Source organism: Nocardia sp. NPDC051911 (assembly GCF_040681035.1).
Classification (GTDB): Bacteria; Actinomycetota; Actinomycetes; order Mycobacteriales; family Mycobacteriaceae; genus Nocardia; species Nocardia sichangensis.
The window spans coordinates 1-8,568 of sequence record NZ_JBFAXY010000076.1 but is presented as its reverse complement, the minus strand read 5'-3'; the positions used below and the strand labels follow the sequence as shown (position 1 = coordinate 8,568).

Genomic DNA, 8,568 nt, shown 5'->3' with positions numbered 1-8,568 from the left:
TTCGGGGTAGGGCTTGGGCACGGTGACGCATCCTCTCACAGAAGAGACCGGGAAGTCTCCTCAGGTCAGGAGTCAACCGAAGCCGGGGCAGTCCCAAGCGATAGAGATAACGAGCGCGGCCGAGTAGTTTCCGTTCTTCGTGAATATAAAGCCCGCTGCTACGGCACCAGAGGCCGAAACGATCGCAAAGCCACTGTAGACGAATCCGTATAGTGTTCCGAATCTTCGACTTCCCAAGTAGCGGGACGAGAGATAGCCCGCCAGATCTGTCTCGACACCGAGACCGAGTCCTGCGGCGAGGGCGGCAACTGGGGCGAAGCCGGGCCCACCGAGCAGGAGTGCCAGACTGCCTTCGGCAGCGAGAAGGAGCAGTGGGACGCTGACGTAGGCCGCGCGGCATCTGTCCAGCAGCCAGCCGATAGTCGGGCGAGCCACGATAGTCCCTACTCCGACCAGCGAGGACAAGAAGGCGGCACGCTTGGGCGTGACGCCGGAGTCTATTAGCATAGGCACGAAGTGAGGCACCATGCCGACCAGAGCCCACCCGAGCACGAAGACGCCTGCTCTCGGGCAGCGACACACCCATCTACCTCGTCCTGGACGGCCACCCGGCGCACCGGTCCACCGCGACCCGCGAGTTCGCCGCCTCCACCGACGGCCGACTGCGCCTGGTCTTCCTGCCCGGCTACTCACCCGAACTCAACCCCGACGAATGGGTCTGGAAGACCATCAAGGCCGACCGTGTCGGCCGCATCGGTGTCACCAACAAGACCGACCTGGTCACCACCGCCCTGCACAGGTTGCAGAAACTCCCCGACATCGTCCGCGGATTCTTCCGTGACCCGAACCTGGCCTACATCACCGCGTAAGTCGACATACTTACGAACTGATTAGTAACCTCCAGCAACGGAACCGCACCGCATCATTGCGGTAACCAAGGCGGTGCAGTCACTATACGCGTATGCCGACTCTGTGTGTCAACCTTGCGCGCTCTCCCGCGAACGTCAGCACGACAAGGGAATTCGAGAGGTTATGGCAGCAGCGAATATCAACCATCATGAGAAGCCGGCAGTGCGTCCCGCTACCGGTTGAGGCGCCGAACCGAACCGTGCTGCACACCCCCACGCCGAGGTCAGAGTCTCCAGTAACTCGTGCTTCCGAGCACGCACATCGTACCGATCGCCGATCTTCGGAGACAGCGCGTTGTGAATCATCTGAAGGAATCGCGAGCGACCGACGCCGAATACGACCAACAGTTCATCAGCGCTCGCTCCACCGAATGGGGCCCACTGGATTGCGAATTTGATTACCGATCCAGCATCCATATCCACCGCCTTCGCCGACTCCAGTACATCGCATTTATTCCGCAGTTCTCTGACCCAATCCGGGCTCAGTTTCGCTGACATATCGTTCATTGATGAAGACCTATCACGAATCACCATCCCGTTGGACGATGGCGAATACCATGTGCTCCACTCACCATCACTGCCGGATCGGGCGCGGATCAGATAAGGGATGCACGAGGGTGTCGACGCGATTGTCGGGCGCCTTGCCCAGCCTCCGCAGGACAGCGGCCTTCGCCCACAGTTCCGCGTATTCCGCGGCCGGCACCGAATCCCACGTGATGCCGCCTCCGGTACCGTACGTCGCCGCCCCGGTCTCCCGGTCGATCAACAATGTCCGAATCGCGACATTGAACCGTGCCCGGAACGATGCACCGGCTGGTGCCAGCATCCCGACCGCCCCGCAATACACACCACGCGGCGAGTCCTCCAGCTCCTGGATCAACCGCATGGTGCGCGGTTTAGGCGCTCCCGTCACCGATCCGCACGGGAACATAGCCTGGAACATCTCGACCAGCCCGGTTCCGGGTCTCAAGCGTGCGCCGACGTCCGAAATGAGCTGATGCACAGTCTCGAACTGCTCGGCTCGGCACAGCGATGTCACCCGAACACTACCGGTCACAGCGACACGTGCCAGGTCGTTCCGGACCAAGTCGACGATCATGACATTTTCTGCATGCTCTTTGCGGCTGCTGCGGAGCGCCGCAAGTAGGGCCGCGTCTTCAACGGAATCACGTCCACGAGACGCAGTGCCCTTTATCGGCCGCATGTGCACATCCCCGTCGCGGTTCTCGAAGAACAGCTCCGGGCTGGCACTTGCGATGGCGAATCGCCCAAGGTCGAGGTAGGCGTTGTAAGCCCCACCTTGGGCCAGCGCAAGATCGGCGTAGCACGCCGAGAGGTCACCGGTCACACGGCCGGACAAGCGCGTCGTGAGGTTGCATTGGTAGGTCTCTCCGGCCGCTATCTGTTCGCGGACCGCTTGAACACGCTGATGATGCTGTTCGGAACTCCACTCTGCCCGCCAGGGATCGGTTCGGTAGAGACCGGGCACCGGTGGTGTAAGCGCACGACCACGCTGGGGCTCAGCGCATACTCCGAACCAGACCAGCGGTAACCCTGCCATCGGTCGCTGCACCGGCAGCCGATGGTCCAGGCCCGGGGCCGCCTCGTAAGCCACGAACCCAAAGGCCCACCGCCCGAGCTCGGTAACCCGCTCCACTTCGGCCAGCACCGGCACCACCTGCTCCAGGCGAGTCGCCACCAGGCTGTAGGCAACCTCGGGAAACACCCAGGATTCCCCCGAGCGCAGGTCGTCGAACCGGCCGAAGGGCGAGTCGATCTTCATCTGTCACCCCGGGCACGAGGGGCAGAAGGCCCGAATGGTGCGCGTAGGACACTGCCCGACGATGTTCATCGCTGCGTGCGTCAGGCACCACACTGTCCGAGGACGGGCCCGCTTGGCACTATTCGAACACCAGCCCCGCGACAGCGTATGACCGCGGGCATGGCCAACCGGCGGAGTGCGTGTTGGCCATGCCTGGGGCCCCGCTGGTGAGGTCACTATCGCGACGAAACTGCTTGCTGACCCGCCCCCGACATTTCCTCGAAATCGCGTTCCACATCATGCTCATAGACCCACCCGTTCGCAGTCAACGGGTCCGCATTCGCCAATCGCTCGTCCCTGGCGATCTGTTCCGGACCGTCCGGGAAGTGGTAGCTGTACAGGCGGGCGTTGGCATTCTTCTGAATGTCGCTGGCCCTGGGACGGCGGATCGTTTCATACAGCGAGAGCGCTTCCCGCACGCCGTCACGGTCGACCCCTTGAAGACAGCGCGCGAGTACCGCGGCATCTTCGATCGCCTGACCCGACCCCTGCGCGAAGAACGAGAGCATCGGGTGAGCCGCGTCGCCCAGCAGAGCAATGGCATCCTGCGTCCAGTGCGGCAAAGGATCGCTGTAATACAGAGCGAACTTGCGGGTCGCAGGTGCGGCGGAGATGAGCGCGCCCACCGTCGGATGCCACCCATCGAACGCGTCCAGAAATTCGGTGATCGTCCCGTCCGCCCAATTTCCCGGATGATCCCAGCTGTCAACTGGTACCGCACAGACGAGGTTCATCATCTCGCCGCGCTCGATCGGGTAGTGCACGAAATGGCGGTCCGGGCCCAGCCAACTCGCCATGGTAATCGGCTTTTCCGGCAGCGGGGTCGCCGCTGTGGGGGCGACGGCACGGAATGCGTAATAACCGGAAAACACCGGCGGGGCGAAGCCGAACAGCTTGGCCCGCAAAGGCGACTGGATACCGTCGGCGACGATCACCGCGTCGAACCGGGGCCGCTCCGCCTGCCCATCCAGGACGAGCTCGAGCTCAGCGTTTTGCAGCCTCACGATATCGAGACAGCGGGTACGGAGCCGGATCGTTCCTTCTGGAAGGTTACGGCACAGCGCGGCAAGCAGTTTGGCGCGATGCACCATGTAGTAGGGAGCGCCCCATGCAGCCCGGTGGTTGTCATCGAGGCGCTGCTCGGAAATGATTTCGCCGGTACGCCAGCGATGCATCTGCCACAAGATGTCAGGTTGTGCCGCGACCTTCCCCACCTCGTTCGCGACGCCGACCCGCTCCAAGAGCCGAACCGCATTCGGGCTCACCTGCACGCCGGCGCCCACTTCCCGGAACTCGTCGGCCTGCTCGAAAATCGTCACTGTGACGCCTGCCCGGCGAAGGAATTGGGCTGTGGCCGCGCCGCCGATCCCACCACCGACGACTGCCACACGCAACCGCGGCCGTCTATTCGTGAGTGTCATGCGAGCCTCTCATTCTGTCCCGCCGCTTCCGACGCGGGACGTGGACTATGGTGTTCGGTGCCTATCTCGGGAAATGCGCGGCCGGCGTGCACAATCCGTCCCGAAACGATGGTCAGTTCGGACTCGATGGCAGGTATTTCGTCCTCGGGCACCGTGAAGTAGTCCTCGGACAACACCGCCAGATCCGCATCGAAGCCGGGCAGGAGGCGCCCGCGGCGGTTTTCCTCGAAGGTGAACCACGTGCTACCGCGCGTATAAGCGTCGAGTGCCGCGGCGCGGTCGATACGGTGGCGACCGTCCCGGCGGGGACCACCATCGAGACAACGCCCGGTGACGAACCACCAGAGTGCCTGCCACGGGTTGTACGAGGCGGCACGGGTGCCGTCCGTGCCGGCACCGAATGGGATGCCCAGATCGAGCATATCCCCCAGCGGTGGAGCGTGCCGGAATGTCTCTTCTCCCCACCGCTCGGCACACACCGCACCCTTGTGCGACACCCGGCTCTGCAAGGTGAGTCCCAGACCGAGATCCCGTACCCGTTCGAGGTTCGTCCGGCTGATGCATTCGACATGGCAGAGCGACCACCGCAACTGCGCGATAGGCACCTCGGCCGCCACCATCTCGATCGCATCGAGAATTCGAGTGATCGACTCGTCGAGGATGGCGTGAATCGTCATCGGCCAACCGCGACGCGCGGTCTCCAGCAACGAACGGCCCAGTTCCGTATATGCCCAATCGGGAGCATCGAGCGGATTCATCCCTTCCCAGTCGTGGCAGCCGTAGTGCATTGCCTCGCCGACACCTGCAACAGCCAGCAGGTCGTCCCCCAGCCCCGGAGCCAGATATCGTTGCCAGCCCGCGATTTCCTCGTTCTCGTGCCCGCCGGTCACCGCTCCCAGGAAGGTCCGGACACGGATCGGCAGCCGCCCTCGACGCCATACCGCGTGCAGCGCTTGATACTTCTCCGGCACCATGCCCAGTCCGCCGGCATCGACGACCCCGGTGAGTCCGACAGCGGCCAGTCGCGTGAAGAATGCCTCGGTGGATGCCTCACTACGCTCCAGGGGAGGCCGCAGCGCTCTACCGACCACCGCCTGGTATGCGGATACGCCCGAGATCCTGCCGTCCGGACTGCCATCCGCCGAGCGGTGCAGTACTCCTGCTTCGGGATCTGGACAGGGGCCGATCCAACCCATTTCCTCGAGCGCTACCGAATTCAGCACACCGTGGTCGTCGTGTCCATAAACCGGGTGCACGAAGACCGGATGGTGCGGTGCTGCTTCGTCCAGTTCGCTACGGGACGGCATCCTTCCTTCGGCGAGTTGGCTCGGATGCCATCCGCCGAGGGCGGTGATCCAGCTGCCGGACGCGCGTCCGGCCGTAGCATCGGCTACTGCTTCCAGGAGTTCCGCCAGCGACCGCGTCTCGGTCAGATCGAGTTCATCGAGATAGCTCCAGCCGGCCCGCACAGCATGAAGATGAGAGTCGACCAGACCTGGTATGACCCGCCGGCCACCCACATCGACAACACGAGTATCGGGTCCGACGTACTGCTCCAGGTCGTCTCCCACCGCCACGATGCGTCCATTGCCCATCGCGATCGCAGTGGGTTCGCCATGAGAGTCCCGGTCGGTCCACACCCGGCCGCCGACCAGGACCAGATCGGCAGGCCCAACAACGCTCAACGGAACACCACCGTCGTGTGACCGTCCAGCAGAATCCGATTCTCGGTATGCCAGCGCACCGCCCATGCAAGCGCCAGACATTCGGTATCCCGGCCCAGCTCGACGACATCCCGTGCGGACATCGCATGATCCACTCTGGCGACCTGCTGCTCGATGATCGGCCCTTCATCGAGGTCGCTGGTGACGTAGTGCGCGGTGGCACCGACCGCCTTGACCCCGCGCGCATGCGCTTGGTTGTAGGGCCGAGCACCCTTGAAGCTGGGCAACATCGAATGGTGGATGTTGATGGCGCGGCCCTCGAGGTTCTTGCACAGGTCCTCAGACAGGATCTGCATGTATCGGGCGAGCACGACGAGGTCGATATCCAAGTCCTCCACGAGGCGTAGCAGTTCGGCCTCGGCCTCCGGTTTCCGACCAGGCAGCAGAGGAATGTGGTGGAACGGGATGTCGTAGCTGCTGACCAGCCATTCCAGATCAGGATGGTTTGAGACAACCGCGACGATCTCCACATCCAGCCACCCCGTGGATGCGCGGTACAGCAGGTCGTTAAGGCAATGACCGTACTTGCTCACCATGATCAGCAGGCGTTGCTTCTCTTCGGCACCGGTCAGCCGCCACGACATCGCGAACCGGTTCGCGACGGCGGTGAAGTCCCGCTGCAGCTCGGCACCGCCGCTTTCGGCTCCAGCATCGGCTCCGAACCGCACCCGCATGAAGAACCCGCCCGTCTCACGATCCCCGAACTGGTGACTCTCCCGGATGGTGAGCCCATGCTCGAACACGAACTGGGATACGGCGAAGACGATTCCGGGTTGATCCGGACAGGACAGGGTCAAGACGTGGTCGGTAACCTGCTGGGCCGTGGTCATGATGATCTCCTTCTACCTTCCTCAGACGAGCGGTCGCGTACTGATGTTCGCCCGGATGTGTGTCTGAACGTGGCGCTCAACCGTCGGCTTTCCTGATCCGCCGTCGCTTTCTCCCCAGACGATGGTGACCTCGGCCCCGTCGCGGACGTCCGCTTCGTCGAGCATCGCCAATGAAAGCCAGCTGCCCACATTGACCGTGTAGCCGGCGTAAGTGGATAGACCCACCAACCGGTCACCGGACAGCACCTGGTCGTACGGCAACGTGGAGTACACTGTCTTGGGCAGGTCGAGGTACTTGGCGCCGGTTCCGGGCTTGTCGAACAGGCTGCTGGCGATCACCCGCTGCACGTCGTCGTTGTTCCAGCGCAGCCATACCTTCCGGCGGTGCGGCGCGTCGGCGAGCCGCTCCAGCGCGGCCTTGCCGATGAAGTCGTGGTCGAACTTGACGAGGTTGCCGTAGCCTAGATCCCAGGGGGTCAGGTAATAGTCGTCGATATTCGGTGACTCGAAGCTGCCACCGAGCGAAATCGACGCTTCCCAACCGTCTGCGGGCAGCCACTGCCGATACGGCTTCATCGCTGCACCCGAGTAGATGGCCGGCGCAGGAGATGGGATCCATCCCGACTCGAATCCCGTTGTGGGATAAGCAATCGCGCCACCACGAACGAGCCCGAACTCCGCGCCCGCTTCGACCAACGCGGCCATCACCGCGTCACCCTCCGCCGCGGGACCGACAAGTTCAAGCCCGGTCATCTCCTCACCGGGAATTCCCGACATCGTATGGTTGAGCGCGCGTACCCGGCATCCCGCCAGCGTGAACTCACCCATCTGGAAGAATTTGATGCGCTCGATCGGCCCGCCGTGAGCCTTCTCAACAACCTTCAACGCATTCGGTCCCTGCAGCTGGTACCGGAAGGTCCGCCGCATACTGTTATTGGCGACGGTCCGTTCATCGCGAGTCACCGTCACGTCGTATCCACCGGTTTCCGCCTGATACGCAACCCAATTAGGGACCGCAGGCCGTCCCACCAAGCTCACCTCGTCATCCTCCAGGCCGAACAGGACCGCATCACCGATGACGTAGCCGTCCTCGTTGCAGGCCACGAACTGCTTCGCCCGGTTACGGCCGAAGGTCCGGAAGCTGTTGATCCCCGTGTCCGACAAGAGGCGATGAACATCGGGACCACGGAAGTAGACATCGGTCATGTGAAACGACTGGTCGAACACCACCGCTGTGGTCTTCCACGCTCGTTGCTCGTCACGCCAGTTCCCGAACTCGCCCCTGCCCGGGATCTCGAAGGCCCCGATAGGCGCATTCCTGAGCATCTCGACGGGACTCCCGACCCGACCGAGCTTGTCTTCCAGACTGTCCACACTCACCAGCACTCTCCTTGCTGTCATCGCCCAATTCATGTCACGCGGGCATCGTCGATTCGCGACACCGGGAGGCGCCGGCTCGCAATCTCACTATATCTTTCTAAAAAGCTATTTGAAAAGCTTCATTCCGAAAACTCTCCGGCTAAGCCGGTTGACCTGGGAAAATGCGAGCCACTAGTCTACGCATCTAGCTGTGAGCGTTGACACACCTGTCAACTCTCGGCATGATGCGGCAAAGCCACATAGCTGCCTTCCCGCAGAAGAGTCCAGACCGGAAGGCGAACAGCGGCAGCGCGGATCGCAACGCAGCGAGGCGCCGAGCCGCCACGCCCACCAAGGCGTACACACATCCCCTCCCCCGTTGCTGCGACCACTAACAGCGAGAACACAACTAGACGAGTGATTCCTAACTCGGCTGTGGTGTGGAGGGGGCTCGAGTTTTGAGGTGGCGGAGGGTATCGACGTCGATTTGTGACGAAAGACCTC

6 protein-coding genes are annotated in these 8,568 nt (G+C 62.9%); 1 reads left to right on the top strand and 5 read right to left on the bottom strand.

Features of this window, described 5'->3' with window-relative positions; translation table 11 throughout:
* Positions 1 to 560 precede the first annotated feature (560 nt).
* A complete protein-coding gene (locus AB0L97_RS38095) occupies positions 561 to 869 on the top strand; it encodes a transposase (RefSeq protein ID WP_364439814.1) in 309 nt (102 codons plus the stop codon).
* Positions 870 to 1,482: 613 nt separating this feature from the next.
* On the opposite strand, the gene pabB is transcribed toward AB0L97_RS38095, so the two are convergent.
* The 5 genes from pabB to AB0L97_RS38070 form a co-directional block, all read right to left on the bottom strand.
* On the bottom strand, positions 1,483 to 2,691 hold the full coding sequence (pabB, locus tag AB0L97_RS38090) for an aminodeoxychorismate synthase component I (RefSeq protein ID WP_364439811.1): 1,209 nt from the start codon (positions 2,689 to 2,691) through the stop codon (positions 1,483 to 1,485).
* 215 nt (positions 2,692 to 2,906) lie between these two features.
* Positions 2,907 to 4,151, bottom strand: a complete 1,245-nt coding sequence (locus AB0L97_RS38085) for an FAD-dependent monooxygenase (RefSeq protein ID WP_364439808.1) — start codon at positions 4,149 to 4,151, stop codon at positions 2,907 to 2,909.
* The gene (locus tag AB0L97_RS38080; protein WP_364439805.1) at positions 4,148 to 5,791 is read right to left on the bottom strand and encodes an amidohydrolase; all 1,644 of its coding nucleotides are present in this window, start codon (positions 5,789 to 5,791) and stop codon (positions 4,148 to 4,150) included. The genes AB0L97_RS38085 and AB0L97_RS38080 overlap by 4 nt, the downstream gene beginning before the upstream one ends.
* A 41-nt stretch (positions 5,792 to 5,832) precedes the next feature.
* Entirely contained in the window at positions 5,833 to 6,705 is an 873-nt protein-coding gene (purU, locus tag AB0L97_RS38075) for a formyltetrahydrofolate deformylase (RefSeq protein WP_364439802.1), read from the bottom strand.
* A 21-nt stretch (positions 6,706 to 6,726) separates the two neighbouring features.
* Positions 6,727 to 8,085 (bottom strand): hypothetical protein, encoded by a 1,359-nt coding sequence (locus AB0L97_RS38070; RefSeq protein ID WP_364439799.1) that lies wholly within the window; start codon positions 8,083 to 8,085, stop codon positions 6,727 to 6,729.
* Positions 8,086 to 8,568 lie beyond the last annotated feature (483 nt).